At 57.6% G+C, this 18045-nt stretch carries 16 protein-coding genes; all 16 read right to left on the bottom strand.

The window, feature by feature from the left end; genetic code table 11:
• Positions 1-110: 110 nt before the first annotated feature.
• Positions 111-1367: a cell division protein FtsA gene (gene ftsA, locus IAE48_RS09930; protein ID WP_023480191.1), complete on the bottom strand. Its 1257-nt coding sequence runs from the start codon at positions 1365-1367 to the stop codon at positions 111-113.
• Entirely contained in the window at positions 1364-2215 is an 852-nt protein-coding gene (gene ftsQ, locus IAE48_RS09925) for a cell division protein FtsQ (protein ID WP_042718391.1), read from the bottom strand. Before ftsQ ends, ftsA begins: the two co-directional genes overlap by 4 nt.
• A 1-nt stretch (position 2216) precedes the next feature.
• The gene (locus IAE48_RS09920) at positions 2217-3137 is read right to left on the bottom strand and encodes a D-alanine--D-alanine ligase (RefSeq protein WP_200134240.1); all 921 of its coding nucleotides are present in this window, start codon (positions 3135-3137) and stop codon (positions 2217-2219) included.
• Positions 3130-4602 carry a UDP-N-acetylmuramate--L-alanine ligase gene (murC, locus tag IAE48_RS09915; RefSeq protein WP_042718388.1) on the bottom strand — a complete coding sequence of 491 codons (1473 nt, stop codon included), beginning with the start codon at positions 4600-4602 and terminating at the stop codon, positions 3130-3132. Before murC ends, IAE48_RS09920 begins: the two co-directional genes overlap by 8 nt.
• A gap of 59 nt (positions 4603-4661) precedes the next feature.
• Positions 4662-5729 carry an undecaprenyldiphospho-muramoylpentapeptide beta-N-acetylglucosaminyltransferase gene (murG, locus tag IAE48_RS09910; RefSeq protein WP_200134239.1) on the bottom strand — a complete coding sequence of 356 codons (1068 nt, stop codon included), beginning with the start codon at positions 5727-5729 and terminating at the stop codon, positions 4662-4664.
• Positions 5729-6970 (bottom strand): cell division protein FtsW, encoded by a 1242-nt coding sequence (gene ftsW, locus IAE48_RS09905; RefSeq protein ID WP_054802800.1) that lies wholly within the window; start codon positions 6968-6970, stop codon positions 5729-5731. The genes murG and ftsW overlap by 1 nt, the downstream gene beginning before the upstream one ends.
• Positions 6970-8286, bottom strand: coding sequence for a UDP-N-acetylmuramoyl-L-alanine--D-glutamate ligase (murD, locus tag IAE48_RS09900; protein WP_124969807.1), 1317 nt, complete (start codon positions 8284-8286; stop codon positions 6970-6972). The genes ftsW and murD overlap by 1 nt, the downstream gene beginning before the upstream one ends.
• A gap of 2 nt (positions 8287-8288) precedes the next feature.
• Positions 8289-9371, bottom strand: coding sequence for a phospho-N-acetylmuramoyl-pentapeptide-transferase (gene mraY, locus IAE48_RS09895; protein WP_023480302.1), 1083 nt, complete (start codon positions 9369-9371; stop codon positions 8289-8291).
• Positions 9365-10723, bottom strand: a complete 1359-nt coding sequence (gene murF / locus IAE48_RS09890; RefSeq protein WP_200134238.1) for a UDP-N-acetylmuramoyl-tripeptide--D-alanyl-D-alanine ligase — start codon at positions 10721-10723, stop codon at positions 9365-9367. Before murF ends, mraY begins: the two co-directional genes overlap by 7 nt.
• Positions 10720-12207, bottom strand: a complete 1488-nt coding sequence (gene murE / locus IAE48_RS09885) for a UDP-N-acetylmuramoyl-L-alanyl-D-glutamate--2,6-diaminopimelate ligase (RefSeq protein ID WP_054802799.1) — start codon at positions 12205-12207, stop codon at positions 10720-10722. Before murE ends, murF begins: the two co-directional genes overlap by 4 nt.
• Entirely contained in the window at positions 12194-13960 is a 1767-nt protein-coding gene (locus IAE48_RS09880) for a peptidoglycan glycosyltransferase FtsI (protein WP_023480405.1), read from the bottom strand. Before IAE48_RS09880 ends, murE begins: the two co-directional genes overlap by 14 nt.
• 25 nt (positions 13961-13985) lie before the next feature.
• Positions 13986-14351 carry a cell division protein FtsL gene (gene ftsL, locus IAE48_RS09875; RefSeq protein WP_023480380.1) on the bottom strand — a complete coding sequence of 122 codons (366 nt, stop codon included), beginning with the start codon at positions 14349-14351 and terminating at the stop codon, positions 13986-13988.
• Positions 14348-15289, bottom strand: coding sequence for a 16S rRNA (cytosine(1402)-N(4))-methyltransferase RsmH (rsmH, locus tag IAE48_RS09870; RefSeq protein ID WP_023480357.1), 942 nt, complete (start codon positions 15287-15289; stop codon positions 14348-14350). The genes ftsL and rsmH overlap by 4 nt, the downstream gene beginning before the upstream one ends.
• A gap of 2 nt (positions 15290-15291) precedes the next feature.
• Positions 15292-15750: a division/cell wall cluster transcriptional repressor MraZ gene (gene mraZ / locus IAE48_RS09865; protein WP_023480198.1), complete on the bottom strand. Its 459-nt coding sequence runs from the start codon at positions 15748-15750 to the stop codon at positions 15292-15294.
• Between the two features lie 621 nt (positions 15751-16371).
• Positions 16372-17376 carry a catabolite repressor/activator gene (gene cra / locus IAE48_RS09860; RefSeq protein WP_042718373.1) on the bottom strand — a complete coding sequence of 335 codons (1005 nt, stop codon included), beginning with the start codon at positions 17374-17376 and terminating at the stop codon, positions 16372-16374.
• A 177-nt stretch (positions 17377-17553) separates the two neighbouring features.
• On the bottom strand, positions 17554-18045 hold the full coding sequence (gene ilvN, locus IAE48_RS09855; RefSeq protein WP_007373137.1) for an acetolactate synthase small subunit: 492 nt from the start codon (positions 18043-18045) through the stop codon (positions 17554-17556).

Genomic DNA, 18045 nt, shown 5'->3' with positions numbered 1-18045 from the left:
TCTCTCCGTCTTTACGCCTCATCCACCGGGCAGCCCGTGGGCCGCTTATCAGGATTGGCGTATGTGCCTGTCGCCTGAAACCGCTAATTTTCTACGGTCTCTGAAAAAAATTAAAACTCTTTTCGCAGCCAGCTGTTGATTCGTTTGAACCACGAACCGACTGACGTCCGCTTTTCCACTTCCGCTTCACCACTTAAATGGGTCTCTTTCCCGTAGTGCAGCAACCCAACCGCCGTAGAGTAATACGGCTCCTGGGCGTAATCAGTTAAGCCAGTAATATTGAGCGGTGCGCCAATACGCACCTGCGTATGGAACACACGTTGCGCGCAGGCCGCCAGACCTTCAATCTGCGCCGCGCCGCCGGTTAATACAATCCCCGCCGCAAGATGATGTTTCACGCCCTGCTGGCGAAGCTGCTCCTGCAACTGCAATATCTCGTCGTTGACCAGGTTGAGCAGCTCGGTATAGCGCGGCTCAATCACATCTGCCAGCGTCTGGCGCTGCAGGCTGCGCGGCGGTCGACCGCCCACGCTCGGTACTTCAACGCTCTCATCTTTACCGACCAGCGATCCCAGCGCGCAACCGTGGCGAACTTTAATCGCTTCCGCATCGCTCGGCGGTGTGCCGAAGGCGTAGGCGATATCGCTGGTTACCACATTCCCCGCGTAAGGGATCACTTTGGTGTGGCGCAGCGCGCCGCCGGTATAAACGGCCATGTCCATTGTACCACCGCCGATGTCAACGACGCAGACGCCCAGTTCGCGTTCATCTTCCGTCAACACCGAGTAGCTGGAGGCCAGCCCGGCAAAGATAAGTTGGTCAACTTTCAAACCACATCGTTCAACGGCTTTAACGATGTTTTTCGCCATATCGTTATGGCAAGTAATCAGGTGTACTTTCGCCTGCATACGCACGCCGGAAAGGCCTACCGGGTTTTTAATGCCCTCCTGGTAGTCAATGGCGTACTCCTGCGGAATCACGTGCAGCACGCGGTGTTCATCGCGTACGCGAACTGATTTCGCGGTATGCACCACGTTTTCCACATCTTCCAGCGTCACTTCTTCTTCTGAAATCGGCACCATACCAATTTCGTTCTGGCAACTAATGTGTTTCCCCGAGAGCGCAAGGTAGACCGAGGAGATCTGGCAATCGGCCATCAGTTCAGCCTGATCGATGGCGCGCTGTACGCACTTCACCACCGACTCCAGATCGTTCACTCCGCCTTTGTCCATCCCACGGGATGGGCAACTGCCTACGCCAATGATATTAACAATACCGTCGGGCAGAACTTCCCCTACTAAAGCGGCGACCTTCGCGGTGCCAATCTCCAGTCCAACTACCAGTTTTCTGTCCGTCGCCTTGATCATTGTTGCTCTGCCTGTGCCTGATTCTGTTGTGCCTGATTTTGCTGCTGATCCGCTTGTTCCTGTACAGGGGCAGGCTTCCAGCCTACCGCCGCGCCTGAGTCATAGCGCAAATCCACGTAGCTTATCTCTTTGCCATCCGTCTGGGCCTGCTGCTGCAGCACCGGGTAGAGTTCAACAAAGCGCGCCAGACGTTTCATCGTATCGCCACGGCCCAGGTTTAGCTTGATATCATTGCTCAACGTCACCTGCCAGGAGCGCCGCGCGGTCATCGCCGCTTCTTTCAGCGTGAACTTATCCTTTGCCAGCACCTGTCCCATATCGCGGTAACCCTGCAGCACTTCATTTTCGCTGCCTTCCGGGCCATACAGCATCGGCAATATCTGCTTGCTGGTGCGTTCCGCCGGTACGCTAAAGGCGTTGCCGTCCGCATCAACCATATGCTGGTCATTCCACCGCGCTATGGGCACATATTCAACCAGATGAATCTTCAATTCGTCCGGCCACTGCTTTCTTACGCTCGCCTGCTTGATCCACGGCAGGCGCTCAATCTGGCTCTGGATGATATTGACGTCCTGGGACATAAAGGTCCCGGGTGCGCCAAGTGCCAGAATGGACTGGCGAATATCATCATTGCGCGTGTAGTGACGATCGCCGGTTAACACCAGCTTCGACAGCGGTAACCGCTGCGCGTCATCCATCCAGCCGAGCACAATCCAGCCACTCACCAACACGGTGCACAGTACCGTCAACAGGAACACAATGCCGGCAAGGCGCGTTCCATTGTTGCGGCGGGAGGTCGTTACCGCCTCCGCTTCGCGATTTCGCGTGTTCAGCGCAGCCTGAGACATATCACTCCGCCAGTTCCAGAATACGAACAACAAGCTGGGTAAAGCTCAGCCCCGCCTGACGCGCCGCCATCGGCACCAGGCTGTGGCTGGTCATACCCGGCGAGGTATTCGCTTCCAGCAAGTAAAATTGACCATCCCTGTCGAGCATGGCATCGATTCGCCCCCAGCCGCGGCAGCCTAAAACCTGCCACGCTTTGGCGATCAGCGCCTGTAAAGCAGCTTCCCGCTCTGCTTCCAGACCTGATGGACAGAAATACTTCGTCTCATCAGAGAGATACTTCGCCTCATAATCATAGAAGATTCCCGCCGGTTGAATGCGAATCGACGGTAAAATTTCATTTCCAAGCAACGCGACGGTAAATTCCGGGCCACTGAGCCATTTTTCGATCAGAACTTCATCATCGTGTTGAAAAGCAAGCGCTAAAGCCGCCTGCAGATCGCTACTTTCATTGACCTTTGACATCCCGACGCTTGAGCCTTCACGGCTTGGCTTAACGATCAGGGGCAAGCCCAACGCTTCAATACTTTGAATATCAGGCACTTGCAGGCCTGATTCAAACTCGCCGCGCGTCAGCGCAACCCACGGCGCAACCGGTAAACCCGCGCCCTGCCACAGCAGTTTGCTGCGCAGTTTATCCATTGAAATCGCAGAGGCCATCACGCCGCTGCCGGTGTAAGGAACGCCGGTCAGTTCCAACAGCCCCTGCAACGTGCCATCTTCACCGCCGCGGCCATGCAGCGCGATAAACGCTTTACTAAAGCCCATCTCTTTCAGGCGGGTTACATCAACCTCGCGCGGATCGATGGCATGGGCGTCAACACCACCTTCACGCAGCCCGGCAAGCACAGCCGCGCCTGAATTAAGCGACACATCGCGCTCGGCAGAGGTACCACCCAGCAGAACGGCAACTTTCTCAGCCACGCTGCACCTCCTCGCTCTGCGGAACCAGTTTGCACTGCGCGAGGCTACGGGCGATCTTACCGATATTACCTGCGCCCTGAATCAGAATCAGATCGTTACCGGTCAGCACCGGGGCCAGCATCGCTGCCACCTGATCCGGATCGGAGACCAGGATCGGGTCGATCTTGCCGCGACCGCGGATCGTGCGGCACAGCGAACGGCTGTCAGCACCCGGGATCGCCGTTTCGCCCGCGGCATAAACTTCCAGCATCAGCAGCTTATCCACCTGCGTCAGCACGTTGGCGAAATCGTCATAGAGATCGCGGGTACGCGTGTAGCGGTGCGGCTGGAAAATCATCACCAGATTTTTATCCGGCCAGCCGGCGCGCGCGGCTTTGATCGTGGCGTCCACTTCCGTCGGATGGTGACCGTAATCATCGACCAGCATCGCACTGCCGCTGTTGCCATTCACCGCTTCCAGCGGAAACTCGCCGAGGAAATCAAAGCGGCGACCGGTGCCCTGGAAACTCTCCAGCGCGCGCAGAATCGCCTCGTCATCAATCCCCTCTTCCGTCGCCACGGCCACCGCCGCTGCGGCATTAAGCGCATTGTGGCGACCCGGCGCATTGAGCGTCACGCGCAGCGCCGGTTTATCCTGGCGCACCAGCGTAAAGTGGCCCTGCGGCCCCTGCTGGCGGTACTCTTCAACGCGCACATCGGCGTCGTCGCTAAATCCATAGGTGGTAATTTGACGACCAACGCGCGGCAACAGCTCGCGAATCACCGGGTCATCAACACACATCACCGCACGGCCATAAAACGGCAGGTTGTGCAGGAAGTTGATAAAGGTCGTTTTCAAATTCTCGAAGTCACCCTGGTACGTATCCATATGGTCGGCTTCGATATTGGTCACAATCGCCACCATCGGTTGCAGGTGCAGGAAGGAGGCATCGCTCTCATCCGCTTCGGCAATCAGATAACGGCTATGGCCCAGGCGCGCATGCACACCGGCCGCTTTTACCAGCCCGCCGTTAACGAAGGTCGGATCCAGACCCGCTTCTGCGTAGATACTGGAGACCATGGCGGTGGTGGTCGTTTTTCCGTGCGTCCCGGCGATAGCGATGCCGTGACGAAAACGCATTAATTCAGCCAGCATCTCCGCGCGGCGGATCACCGGGATACGCGCTTCCTGCGCGGCAACAATCTCTGGGTTATCGGCAGAGATGGCGCTGGAGACCACAACAACGCTCGCATCGAGCACATTTTCCGGGCGATGGTTAAAGTAGATGGTGGCACCAAGGGACGTCAGCTGCTGCGTCACCGGGTTTGGCGCTAAATCAGAACCGCTAATCTGGTAGCCTTCGTTGGCCAGCACTTCGGCAATACCGCCCATGCCAGCACCGCCGATGCCAACGAAGTGAATGTGCCGGACGCGACGCATCTCGGGCACGATTAAACGCAGTTTCGCAAGTTCTTGTGTATTCATTTTCTAAACGCCATCAACTTCTAAAAAATTGGCGCGACGCAAACAGGCGTCGCCACGATTTACCCTTGAGCCGCAAGGCTCACTTCATGCGCCACCCGTTCGGTGGCGTCGGGGATAGCTGCCGCGCGTGCGCGTTCCGCCATCTCTCTTAATGCTTCACGATCCCAGCCCGCAAGCGTTGCTGCCACAGCATCAACGGTAAACTGCGGCTGTTCGAGGATCTTCGCCGCGCCCACTTTCTCCAGCGGCAGGGCATTCCAGTACTGCTGTCTGTCTTTGTGCTGGAACGGCACAAACAGCGCTGGCAGACCGGCAGCGGCGATTTCGCTTACCGTCAGCGCGCCGGAGCGGCAAACGACCACATCCGCCCACGCATAGGCTTTAGCCATATCGTCAATAAATTCAGTAACTTTATGCTGCGCCTGACCCGCAGTGGCATATGCCTGCTCGACATCCTGCTGCGCGCCTTTACCACTCTGATGCCAGATGGTGATCGCCGCGCCCAGTTTAGCCGCCACCTGCGGCATGGTCTGGTTCAGCACGCGCGCGCCCTGCGAGCCGCCAACTACCAGCACGCGAATGGGTCCTTCGCGGCCCGGCAGGCGCATTTGCGGCAGCGGCAGCGCCAGCACATCGACGCGTACCGGGTTCCCCACCACTTCCGCTTTGGGAAATGCGCCGGGAAACGCCTGCATCACTTTGGTGGCGATCTTCGCCAGCCACTTGTTGGTCAAACCGGCAATACCGTTCTGCTCATGCAGGACAACCGGAATGCCGAGCGACCAGGCGGCAAGACCGCCGGGGCCGGAAACATACCCGCCCATGCCCAGCACCACGTCCGGTTTGAAGCGCTTCATAATGTCGCGCGCCTGACGCCAGGCATTAAAGATACGCACCGGCGCGAACAGCAGCGCTTTCAGCCCTTTGCCGCGCAGGCCGGAGATGCGGATGAAGTCGATATCAATGCCATGTTTCGGCACCAGGTCAGCCTCCATACGATCCGCGGTTCCGAGCCAGCGTACTTGCCAGCCCTGATCCATCAAATGGTGCGCCACGGCGAGACCGGGGAAAACATGCCCGCCGGTTCCGCCTGCCATCACCATTAACCGCTTAGGTTGACCACTCATCACACACCTCGTGTAAACGCCTGAGCTTTCTTCAGACGCGTTTCATAATCTATCCGTAGCAACAGCGTAATCGCCGTCGACATAATCAATAAACTGGAGCCGCCGTAACTGATCAGCGGCAGGGTTAAGCCTTTGGTCGGCAGCATACCGGCTGCCGCACCGACGTTAACCAGCGCCTGGAAGCTAAACCAGATACCTATGGAGCAGGCAAGGAAACCGGAGAAGCGGTGGTCAATCTCCAGCGCTTTTCTGCCAATGGACATGGCGCGGAAAGCGACGAAGAATACCATTAAAAGTGCGGCTACCACACCGATATAACCGAGTTCTTCGCCGATGATGGAGAAGATAAAGTCGGTATGCGCTTCCGGCAGATACTCCAGCTTCTGCACCGAGTTGCCGAGCCCCTGCCCCCACAGCTCGCCGCGGCCAAACGCCATCAGCGACTGAGTTAACTGATATCCGCTGCCGAACGGATCTTCCCACGGGTTCCAGAAGGAGGTTACGCGGCGAATACGATAGGGTTCGGCGAGGATCAGCAGCACCACTGCCGAGATACCCATGCCGATAATGGCGATGAACTGCCACAGCTTCGCACCCGCGAGGAACAGCATCGCCAGCGTAGTAATAAACAGCACCACCACCGTACCGAGGTCAGGCTGCGCCAGCAGCAGGACCGCCAGTACGAGGATCACGCCCATCGGTTTTAAGAAGCCGCGCAGGTTATTACGCACCTCGTCCACTTTTCGCACCAGGTAGTTCGCCAGGTAGCAGAAGAGCGATAGCTTGGTGAACTCCGCCGGCTGGAAGCGCATGATGCCAAGGTCAATCCAGCGCGATGCACCGTTGATCGAACTCCCCACCACCAGCACCACTAACAGCATAATGATCGCCGCAATCAGCATTACCGAGCTGTACTTCTGCCAGAACTCCATCGGCAGGCGCAGCGTGATCATCGCCATACAGAACGACAGGAACAGATAGAGCCCGTGACGTTTAGCGAAGAAGAAGGGATCGTCCGTCAAACGCTGACCGACCGGCATTGACGCCGAGGTCACCATAATGAAGCCGATCGCCGCCAGGCCGAGCGTCAACCACAGCAGCGTGCGGTCGTACATCACCAGGCTGTCGGTATCTTTCTGTCGCGAGCCCATGACCCAGCCTTTCAATGCCGCAAACAGCCACGCCAGGATCCCATAACCTGGCAGACGCGGCATTCTCGGGCGGGGAAGCGTTAAACGCATTAGCCTAACTCCTGCGCCAGACGGGTGAACTGGTCGCCCCGTTGTTCGAAATTCTTAAACTGATCGAGGCTGGCACAGGCCGGCGACAACAGCACCATATCGCCTGGCTGCACGCGCGCGGCAATTAAGCGCATCGCCTGATCCATAGTTTCTGTCTGCTCAGCCACATCCGGGCGCAGCGCAGCCAGCTCAGCGCCATCGCGCCCGAAGCAGTAGAGGCGAATACGATCGCCGCCGAGATAGCGCTTCAGCGGCGTGAAGTCCGCCGATTTGCCGTCGCCGCCCAGCAGCAGATGCAGCGTCCCTTCCACCTGCAAACCATTAAGCGCCGCTTCGGTGCTGCCGACGTTGGTCGCTTTCGAGTCGTTGATCCAGCGCACGCCGTTATGCTCAAACGCCAGCTGGAAGCGGTGCGCCAGCCCGCCAAAAGTGGTCAGCGCTTTCAGGCTGCTGGCGCGCGGTAAACCTGCCGCATCCGCCAGCGCCAGCGCCGCCAGCGCGTTGGTGTAGTTGTGCTGGCCGCTCAGTTTCATCTCTTTGACGTTCAGCACCTTCTCACCTTTTACCCGCAGCCAGATTTCGCCCTGCTGGCGGTTGAGGTGATAGTCACCAACGTCAACGCCAAAGCTGACGCAGCGCTCATCGGCACCGCGAACCGGCATGGTCAGAGCGTCATCGGCATTGACCACGCACACTTTGGCGTTTTCATAGATACGCAGTTTGGCGGCGCGGTACTGCTGCAGGCCAAACGGATAGCGATCCATATGATCTTCAGTGACGTTAAGGATGGTTGCCGCCACGGCGTGCAGGCTGGAGGTGGTTTCCAGCTGGAAGCTGGAGAGTTCCAGCACATACAGCTCGCGTGCGTCGTCCAGCAGCATCAGCGCTGGCAGGCCGATATTGCCGCCGACGCCAACATTTTTACCGGCCGCTTCCGCCATCTCACCGACCAGTTTGGTGACGGTGCTTTTGCCGTTCGAACCGGTAATGGCGATGATCGGTGCCTGCGCTTCACGGCAGAAGAGCTCGATATCGCCGACAATCTCAACGCCCGCGTCCGCTGCCGCACTGAGCGACGGATGCGCCAGCGCCATACCGGGGCTGGCGACAATCAGATCGGCGCTCTGCAACCAGTTATCGTTAAGACTACCAAGATGGCGCTCGACCGTTTCCGGCAGCTTATCCAGCCCCGGCGGCGACGTGCGGGTATCCATCACCTTAGGCGTGACGCCGCGCGCGAGGAAAAAGTCCACGCAGGAAAGGCCCGTCAGGCCTAAACCGATAATGACGACTTTTTTACCCTGGTAATCTGCCATGATTAACGTACCTTCAGCGTTGCCAGGCCAATCAGCACCAGCATCAGCGAAATAATCCAGAAGCGCACAATCACGCGCGGCTCCGGCCAGCCCTTCAATTCATAGTGGTGGTGAATCGGCGCCATACGGAAAATGCGCTGGCCGCGCAGTTTGAACGAGCCAACCTGCAAAATCACCGACAGCGTTTCCACCACAAAGACGCCGCCCATAATCACCAACAGGAACTCCTGGCGCAGCAGCACGGCGATAATGCCGAGCGCGCCGCCGAGCGCCAGCGATCCGACATCGCCCATAAAGACCTGCGCCGGATAGGTGTTAAACCACAGGAAACCGAGCCCGGCACCGACAATCGCCGTACAGACGATCACCAGCTCACCCGCGTGACGCAGATAAGGAATGTGCAGATAGTTGGCGAAGTTCATGTTACCGGTCGCCCAGGCCACCAGCGCGAAACCGCCTGCGACAAAGACGGTTGGCATAATCGCCAGCCCATCGAGGCCATCCGTCAGGTTGACGGCGTTACCGGTGCCGACAATTACAAAGTAAGCGAGCAGCACATAGAACAGACCGAGCTGCGGCATCACATCTTTAAAGAACGGCACCACCAGTTCGGTGGCGGGGGTATCTTTTCCGGCAAGGTAGAGCGCAAACGCGACGCCCAGCGCAATCACCGACATCCAGAAGTACTTCCAGCGGGCGATAAGTCCCTTGGTATCTTTGCGCACCACTTTGCGGTAATCATCGACAAAGCCGATGATGCCGTAGCCCACCAGCACCACCAGTACGCACCAGACGTAGGGGTTGGAGGGGTAAGCCCACAGCAACACCGAGACAACAATTGCGGTCAGGATCATAATCCCGCCCATTGTCGGCGTACCGCGTTTACTGAAGTGCGATTCCGGGCCGTCGTTACGCACAACCTGGCCAAAAGAGAGTTTCTGCAAGCGGGCGATCATGCGCGGCCCCATCCATAAGGAGATGAAGAGCGCGGTCAGCAGGCTGACAATGGCGCGAAACGTCAGATAGGAAAAGACGTTAAAGCCGGAATAATATTTGACCAAATGCTCGGCCAGCCAAACTAACATGTCCCGTTCTCCTGTAAGTCGCGTACCACCTCTTCCATGGCGGAGCTACGTGAACCTTTCACTAAAATGGTAATCATTGGGTGCTCGGCAATCAGCGCTGTTAAACGCGCCGTGGCCGCAGCTTTATCGTTGAAATGCTCGCCAACGCCGCTGGCGTCGCTGAGCGCTTTACTTAATGTGCCGACGCTCAGCACCTTGTCGATACCGACGGCTTTTGCCGCTTCGCCGACCTGAACGTGGCAGGCTTCGCTCTCATCGCCCAGCTCCGCCATATCGCCCACCACCATCACGCGGTAGCCAGGCATCTCTGCCAGCACGTGCGCAGCGGCGGTCATCGAGCCGACGTTAGCGTTATAGGTATCGTCCAGCAGCAGCTGGTTTTCACCGAGGCGCACCGGGAAGAGACGGCCCGGCACCGCTTTCAGTTTCGCCAGGCCCTGTTTTACCGCATCGAGAGATGCGCCCACCGCCATTGCCAGCGCGGTCGCTGCCAGCGCGTTAGCAATGTTGTGACGTCCCGGCAGAGGTAAAGTCACCTCGGCATTGCCGGTCGGCGTTTGCAGCGTGAACTCGGTGCCGTGCGAGGTGATATGCACATTGGTGGCGGTAAAATCGCTGTTCGCCGCGTTGGGCGAGAAGCGCCACACTTTGCGATCGCCGATAATGCTCTGCCAGTTCAGCCAGTCATTGTTATCGGCATTGAGGATGGCAATACCGTTGGACGGCAGGCCGGTGTAGATTTCACCTTTCGCCTTCGCCACGCCCGCCAGCGATCCGAATCCTTCCAGATGCGCAGCGGCCAGGTTGTTAACCAGCGCCGCTTCCGGGCGGGTCAGGCTGACGGTCCAGGCGATTTCCCCCTGGTGATTAGCACCCAGCTCAATCACCGCGTACTGATGCTCTTTGGTGAGACGCAGCAGGGTCATCGGCACGCCGATGTCATTGTTCAGGTTGCCCGCGGTGTAGAGGGTATTGCCGCACTCGCCAAGAATGGCGGCGGTCATCTCTTTCACCGAGGTTTTACCGGAGGAGCCGGTCAGCGCAACGACGCGCGTCGGCACCTGCTGACGCACCCATGCCGCCAGTTCGCCAAAGGCCTGGCGGGTATCACCCACCACCAGCTGCGGCAGATCGGTATCCAGTTTGCGGCTCACCAGCAGCGCGCCCGCGCCGCCCGCTTTGGCTTGATCGGCAAAGTCGTGGGCGTCGAAACGTTCGCCTTTCAGCGCCACAAACAGGCAGCCCGGCGTCAGTTTGCGGGTATCGCTGGTCACGGCGTCAATTGTGACGTCCTGACCTAAAAGTTCACCGTGCAGCGTGCCGGCAAGCTGGCTGAGCGTTACGCTAATCATGCTACTACCCCCAGCAGACGCGCGGCGGTGACACGGTCTGAGTAATCCAGACGGTGGGTGCCGACAATCTGATAATCTTCATGGCCTTTACCTGCCAGCAGCACCACATCGTTCTCTTTGGCCTGCATAATGGCGTTGGTCACCGCTTCGGCGCGGCCCTCGACAACATGCGCGCGTCCGGCGTCGAGCATACCGGCGAGAATGTCATTAATGATGGCGCGTGGCTCTTCGGTGCGCGGGTTGTCATCGGTGACGACCGGCACATCGGCAAACTCTTCGGCAATCGCGCCCATCAGCGGACGTTTGCCCTTGTCACGATCGCCGCCGCAGCCAAAGACGCACCACAGTTTTCCTGTACAGTGCAGGCGCGCGGCCTGCAGCGCTTTTTCCAGCGCGTCCGGCGTGTGGGCATAATCCACCACCACCGTCGGTTTGCCTGGCGCGCTAAACACTTCCATCCGGCCACAAACGGGTTGCAGGCGGGGAGCGGTTTTCAGCAGATCGCTGAGGGGATAGCCAAGCGCCAGCAGGGTTGCCAGCGCCAGCAGCAGGTTGCTGACGTTAAACGCGCCCATCAGGCGGCTTTCGATTTCCCCTTCACCCCAGCTGGAGTCGAAGCGAATGGTCGCCCCGCTGTCGTGGTAATCAACGCTCAGGGTTTTCAGCCAGCGCCCGTGGCAATCCGGGTTGATATGGCCTTCCATCGACACGGCAACCGCATCCGGCAGGTTTGCCAGCCAGCGGCGGCCCACTTCGTCATCGGCGTTGATGATCGCCTGGCCGTAGTGGTGCGAGGAGAAGAGCAGCCATTTGGCGGCTTCGTAATGGGTCATATCGCCGTGATAATCGAGGTGATCGCGGCTTAAATTGGTGAACACCGAGGCGGCGAATTTCAGCGCCGCCACGCGATGCTGAACTAAACCGTGGGAGGAGACCTCCATCGCGGCAAGGGTAGCGCCCTGCTCCGCGAGACCGGCAATCACATGCTGAACATCGACCGCAGAACCGGTCGTGTTTTCCGTCGGCACCACTTTACCGAGCAGGCCGTTGCCGACCGTACCCATCACCGCGCTGGTTTCGCCGAGCAGCTGGCTCCACTGCGCTAACAGCTGCGTGGTGGTGGTTTTACCGTTAGTACCGGTGACGCCAATCAGGCGTAGCTGGTCTGACGGCTCGCCGTAGAAGCGGCCCGCCAGCGCAGAGAGACGCTCATTCAACTGGCTTAAGTAAACCACCGGCACGCCGTGCATTTCACGAATTTCACCGTCATTTGCCTCGTCTTTCGCCTCAGCAATAATGGCAGCAACACCTTGCGCAATCGCCTGCGGGATATAACGACGCCCGTCCGCCTGATGACCGACCACCGCCACGAAGAGATCGCCCGACGCAGCCACACGGCTGTCGAGTGTCATCTCTCGTAGTGCTCGCGCAGGTAGCATGGGTACCCACGGAGCGAGAAGGTCGCGCAAATTACGATCTGCCACCTGATCCCTCGCCTTGATTAATTACAAACTCACTTTTTTCGCCCGTGGTCAGCGCATCCGGCTCGATGTTCATGGTGCGCAGTACGCCGCCCATGATGGCACCGAAGACCGGCGCAGAGACCGCGCCACCGTAGTATTTGCCCGCTTGCGGATCGTTAATGACCACCACCAGCGCAAAGCGCGGCCGGCTGGCAGGCGCGACGCCCGCAGTGTATGCAATGTATTTGTTGATGTAGCGCCCATCCGGCCCGACTTTTTTCGCGGTACCGGTTTTGATCGCGATGCGATAGCCCTTAATGGCCGCTTTTACCCCACCGCCGCCCGGCAGCGCCACGCTCTCCATCATATGCACCACGGTGCGGACAATGGATTCGTTGAAGACGCGCTCACCCGGTACGGGCGGGTCGACTTTGGTAATCGACAGTGGGCGATAGATGCCGTAGCTGCCAATGGTTGCGTAGACTCGCGCTAACTGTAACGGCGTTACCATTAGCCCGTAGCCGAAAGAGAAGGTGGCCCTCTCTATGTCAGACCACCGTTGTTTTTGAGGAAATAAGCCACTGCGTTCCCCGACCATCCCCAAATTGGTCGTTTTTCCCAGTCCAAAACGTGAGTAAGTATCTACTAACGCTGAGGAGGGCATCGCTAACGCCAGCTTGGATACGCCAACGTTACTCGACTTCTGCAGCACCCCGGTAAGGGTCAATTCGCTATAGCGCGCCACGTCTTTGATTTCGTGACCGTTAATTCGGTAAGGCACGGTGTTAAGCACCGTATTGGGGTTAACCACGCCGCGTTGCAGCGCGGTCATTACCACCATCGGTTTCACCGTCGAACCGGGTTCGAAAACGTCGGTGATAGCGCGGTTACGCATCGCGTCTTTGGCGGTGCCGGAGAAGTTGTTCGGGTTATAGGAGGGGCTGTTGGCCATCGCCAGCACTTCGCCGGTGTTGACATCCACCAGCACGGCGCTGCCGGATTCGGCTTTGTTAAATGCCACGGCGTTGTTCAGCTCGCGGTAAACCAGCGCCTGCAGACGTTCATCAATGCTCAGCGCGAGGTTGTGCGCCGCCTGGCTGTCGGTCGAGGAGATATCCTCAATTACGCGGCCATAGCGATCTTTACGCACGATGCGCTCGCCCGGCTGGCCGGTAAGCCACTTATCAAAGCTCTTTTCGACCCCTTCAATCCCCTGGCTGTCGACGTTAGTAAAGCCGATCAGGTGAGCGGTCACTTCTCCGGAGGGGTAGTAGCGGCGCGACTCTTCGCGCAGATGAATGCCGGGAAGCTTGAGTTTTTTGATGTAGTCCCCCAGATCCGGATTGACCTGGCGGGCAAGATAGATAAAGCGCATCTTCGGGTTGGCGTTAATGCGCGAAGCGAGCTGGTCGAGCGGCATATTGAGCGCATCGGAGAGCGCTTTCCAGCGGTTATCCAGCGTTACGCCGCCTGCGTCATGCAGCTCTTTCGGGTCAGCCCAGATCGCTTTTACCGGCACGCTGACCGCCAGCGGACGCCCGGAGCGGTCGGTGATCATCCCACGCGAGGTCGCCACCTCCTGCACGCGCAGCGAGCGCATATCGCCCTGGCGCACCAGCATATCGGGGTTGATAATTTGCAGATACGCGACGCGGCCAATCAGGAAGCCGAGCGCCAATAAAATACAGCCGCAAAGCAACGCAAAACGCCAACTTATAAAGTTGGCCTGCTCTTCCTGGCGTTTCGCTTTCACCATCTTCGCCGCGGCTTTCATGCGCTGGGTTGTTCCTTTTTCATCGCTATTTCTGCACCACTATATTTTCCTGTGAAGGATCGACGTGCTGCATCTGCAGCTTCTCGGTAGCAATCCGTTCGACCCGGCTATGATCGCCGAGGGCGTTCTCTTCAAGAATCAGGTTGCGCCATTCGATATCCAGCGCGTCGCGCTCAATCACCAGTTGTTCACGCTGTGCGGTCAACAGACGGGTATGGTGCGCGGTGGTGACGACCGTGATGGCCGTCATGATGATGCAAATGAACAGGCAGAGTGGCAGTTTCCCGAACCGCAAAAGATCGTCGCCGATCACGCCAGGCAAGGCATGGCGCTCGCTGCTTCCTAACGATCCCTTAACTTTGCTGAGGGTCTCCGTCACTCTGCCGATCATGCGTTCGTCCTCTCTGCAATACGCAGAACTGAACTACGGGCACGTGGGTTTTCCGCCACTTCTTCTTCGCCCGGCATCATTTTTCCTAAGGCTCGCAGTTGACGGCCACCCAGCTTGCTGAGTTGCGCTTCGGTCATCGGCAGCCCGGCAGGAACCTGCGGCCCACGGCTTTGCTCACGCATAAAGCGTTTCACAATGCGGTCTTCCAGCGAGTGGAAGCTGATGACAGAAAGCCGGCCTCCCGGGGCCAGCACATCGAGCGAGTTTTTTAGCGCCTGCTCTATCTCCTCCAGTTCACTGTTCACCCAGATGCGCACCGCCTGGAAGGTACGGGTCGCGGGATGTTTAAACTTATCTTTTATCGGCGTCGCTGCTGCCACCACTTCCGCCAGCGCTTTGGTGCGGGTCATCGGATCGAGGCGATTACGCTCGACGATGGCGCGGGCAATGCGTTTAGCAAAGCGCTCTTCGCCAAAGGTTTTCAGCACCCAGGCGATATCCGCTTCGTCTGCGGTTTGCAGCCACTGGGCGGCAGACTGGCCGCGCGTCGGATCCATACGCATATCCAGCGGGCCGTCTCGCATAAAGGAGAAGCCGCGTTCCGGATCGTCAAGCTGCGGTGAAGAGACGCCAAGATCGAGGAGAATGCCGTCGATCTTGCCAATAAGATCGCGCTCGCTGACATAATCAGCGAGCGCAGAAAAGGGTCCATGAATGATGGAGAAGCGCGGGTCATTAATGGTCTTCGCAACTTCAATTGCCTGCGGATCGCGATCGATTGCCAGCAAGCGGCCTTCCGCCCCCAGTTGGGAGAGGATCAGGCGCGAGTGTCCACCGCGACCAAAAGTGCCATCAATGTAAATGCCATCCGGACGAATATTCAGGCCGTTAACGGCCTCATCCAGCAGCACCGTTGTGTGTTTAAAATTTTCCATCATCATTAAAGAGACAAATCCTGCAACCGATCCGAAAGTCCTTCGGAACCGGATTGCTCAGCGTCAATATCTTCCCTGACCTGTTGATACCAGGTCGTTTCATCCCACAGCTCAAATTTATTGAACTGTCCGACCAGCATCACTTCTTTGGTTAGCCCGGCGTGCTGCCGTAAGACAGGCGCAATTAAGATGCGACCGGCGCTATCCATCTGGCACTCGCTGGCATGCCCCAGCAATAAACGTTGTACGCGCCGCTCAAGCGGGTTCATGCTCGACAGCCGCGACAGTTTTTGCTCGATAATTTCCCATTCGGGCAGAGGGTAAAGCAGCAGGCATGTGTGGCGAATATCAATGGTACAGACCATCTGGCCGGAGGCACTCTCCTGCAGCGAATCCCGATAACGGGTCGGAACGGATAACCGCCCTTTGCTGTCGAGATTGACTAACGTCGCGCCACGGAACATGTCCGGTTTACCCCCGCATGATCATTTCCACCACTTTATCCCACAAAACCCCACCGAGGGAGTTTACGGAGCGGAGGAAAAGCTTGTCAAGCCAGCGCAAAGGCCAACGAGAACAAAAGATCCCTTATTCGTAATGAATATCAGCGTCGGTGAAATAGTGCTCAGCTTACGAGGCAAATTAACGTCATGAATATTTGCAAGAAAAAAGGGGGGAATATAGGCCCTGGGGTTTCAGACCATTCCGTTTCTGTACGCGAAATATAAAGTGTCAGTTTGCGACGCGGGCGGCATTTTAAGGCATAACGGCGCGACTTAACAGCGCCAGATGCAGGAGCTGGCGCTAACTTAGCCCCGGTTTCGCTAAGGTGATGTTCCTCTCAACAAAAGTGGTTGTTAATTAATCGAATGCGATCAGGAGATGTAACAATTCAATACAGAAATCATCATCAGTAACTTCTTAACGGGCAGTGAGAAATCGGAAGTAAAGAAACTTAAAGAAATAATAAATCAGAGCATCTTCGTAAATTAAGGATTTATCTGAGGAGTTAAATAGCACTATTTCGATTAAGGCGAAATGTTGAAAAGGAAAAAGGCAGCGGGCGCTGCCTTAATTGCGTTTATTTATACCCGGCTTAATATGCCGCGTCGATAGAGATTACGTCGAATACGGCTTAACCCCGGCTTCGGCTTGCGCGGCTCATCAAGGCTTGCCAGCACGATCTCGAGCACCCGCTCGGCAACGTCACGGTGACGCTGCGCCACGGCCAGCACCGGACACTGCAGGAAATCGAGCAGTTCATGATCGCCAAAGGTGGCTATCGACAGATTGGAAGGCAGCTTGCCGTCGCGGCGCAGCGTCACATCCAGCACGCCCTGCAGCAGCGCGAAAGAGGTGATAAACATCGCTTCCGGCATCTCGTTGGTTTCCAGCCACTTTTCAAATAACTGGGCGGCGGCGTCGCGCTCATAGCCATTGGCGTAGAGATACTTCACCTCGCGGGGATCGTCTTTCCAGGCTGTACGGAAACCCTGCTCGCGCAGGAAGCTCACCGAGAGCTCCGGCAGCGCGCCTAAATAGAGCACGCGCTCCGCCGGCATTTTACGCAGCTCCGCCGCCAGCATCTCTGAATCCTCCTGATCGGCCCCGACCACGCTGGTGAAGTGCTCACGATCCAGCGCGCGATCGAGCGCGACAATCGGGAAGGCGTCATTCGCCCAGCGCTGATAGAAGGGGTGCTCCGGCGGAAGCGAGGTCGAGACGATGATCGCATCCACCTGCCGTTGCAGCAGATGTTCGATGCAACGCATCTCGTTATCAGGCTGATCTTCAGAACAGGCGATCAGCAGCTGGTAGCCGCGCTGGCGCGCCTGGCGCTCCAGATAATTAGCAATACGGGTATAGCTTGTGTTTTCCAGATCGGGAATGACCAGTCCGATCGATCGGGTGCGTCCTGCTCGTAACCCAGCTGCCACCGCGTTCGGGTGGTAGTTATGCTCACGAACGACCGCCATAACTTTCTCTACGGTTTTATCGCTGACACGATACTGCTTCGCCTTTCCGTTAATGACGTAGCTTGCCGTGGTTCGTGAGACGCCGGCGAGCCGGGCGATTTCATCCAGTTTCACAATTGCCCCTTAAAATGATGCGCACCATAACCTTTTTAGGGATATAGGTTAATTTCCATAACATCTAAGCGCAGAAAGGTAACTGCGGCAACCGCTTTTCTCTCTGCTTCCGGCTGATTTCGCAAAAAAAAGCCCGGCATAATCAGCCGGGCTTAAAAATGTGGAACCTTGCTCGCATTAGCGCATGATTTTATCGCCGCGTGATAAACCGACCACGCCGGAGCGCGCTACTTCAACAATCTTCGCTACATCACGAATTGTGGCGAGGAACGCATCCAGCTTGTCGCTGGTGCCGGCGAGCTGAACCGTGTAAATCGACGGCGTGACGTCAATGATCTGCCCGCGGAAGATCTCCGCGTTGCGTTTAACCTCTTCACGGCCATAGCCGCTGGCCTGGATCTTCACCAGCATGATCTCACGCTCAACATAGGCCCCCTGCCCCAGCTCGTTTACGCGCAGCACGTCCACCAGTTTGTGCAGCTGCTTTTCGATCTGTTCAAGGACCTTTTGATCGCCCACGGTCTGGATGGTCATCCGCGACAGGGTGGGATCGTCCGTTGGCGCGACCGTCAGGCTCTCAATGTTATAGCCGCGCTGTGAGAAGAGGCCAATGACGCGCGATAACGCGCCCGATTCGTTTTCCAGTAAGACAGACAATATCCGGCGCAT

The sequence above is a fragment of the Kosakonia sp. S57 genome, assembly GCF_016516575.1.
GTDB classification, from domain to species: Bacteria; Pseudomonadota; Gammaproteobacteria; order Enterobacterales; family Enterobacteriaceae; genus Kosakonia; species Kosakonia cowanii.
The sequence above is the reverse complement of the archived record's forward strand: the minus strand, read 5'-3'. Positions and strand labels throughout refer to the sequence as shown.